A 1,016-nucleotide genomic window follows, 5' to 3' on the forward strand; every position below is an offset into this window, starting at 1 on the left:
GACTTAATAACCTCAGCTATCTGCTACATGTTGGGGATTTTGACCTGTTCATCGGCCCGCTCTTGAAATTCATTGAAAAACCCTGATCACATTGCTATCGATCAGGCGAAGAATTGCTTTACATAGTTGCGGCTGGTTAGGATTGCACTTTGTACATCCTTGATACTGCCTTCATAAGCTTTGTCTTCCACCTCGATCACCACCGGGCCGCGATAACGTACGTCCGTTAATGCAGCAAAGAATGCGCGCCAGTTTACGTCGCCTAATCCCGGTAGTTTGGGAGAATGGTATTCCAAAGGATTCGCCAATATCCCCACTCTGTCTAATTTACTTTTGTAAATCTTTGCATCTTTCAAATGTACATGATGTAAACGTGATTTATAATTGTAAATCGGATAAGTTTCATCCATCATCTGCCAGATCATGTGAGACGGATCGTAATTCAATCCGAATATCGGGCTCGGAATAATATCAAACATTCTGTCCCACACAGCCGGACTAATCGCGAGGTTCTTTCCGCCTGGCCACTCGTCGTCTGTAAAGAACATCGGACAGTTTTCAATGGCGATTTTAATGTTGTTCTCTTCCGCCACCTTCACCACTGCTGGCCACACATCCGCGAAGCGGGCAAGATTGTCCTTGATACTTTTGGACGGATCTCTTCCTATAAAAGTGGTAACAACCGGAATGCCAAGCTTCGCCGCTCCCCTGATCACTTCCTTAATGTGTTCCAAAAAGTATTCAGACTTATTCGGATCCGGATCCAGTGGATTGGGATAATAGCCCAGCGCTGAAACAAATATGCCAGCTTCTCTTAATGTATGTTTGATTTCCGAAATGCGCGCAGGGGTCAGGTTGAGCACATCGATATGCGTCACACCTGCATACCTTCTGCTATCGGCATTATCCGACGGCCAGCACATCATTTCAACACAGGAAAACCCGTGATTGGCAGCAAATTGCACCACATGTTCAAACCCGAAATCGGCCAGTATTGCGCTATTAAAACCTAATTG

1 protein-coding gene is annotated in these 1,016 nt (G+C 45.5%); it reads right to left on the reverse strand.

Translation table 11 applies throughout. The features are described 5' to 3' along the window. Positions 1 to 101 precede the first annotated feature (101 nt). Positions 102 to 1,016: sugar phosphate isomerase/epimerase family protein (locus ACTIE6_RS24145; protein WP_439559064.1), on the reverse strand; the 915-nt coding region annotated here is incomplete at its 5' end.

The sequence above is a fragment of the Dyadobacter sp. genome, assembly GCF_051859145.1.
Taxonomy (GTDB): Bacteria; Bacteroidota; Bacteroidia; order Cytophagales; family Spirosomataceae; genus Dyadobacter.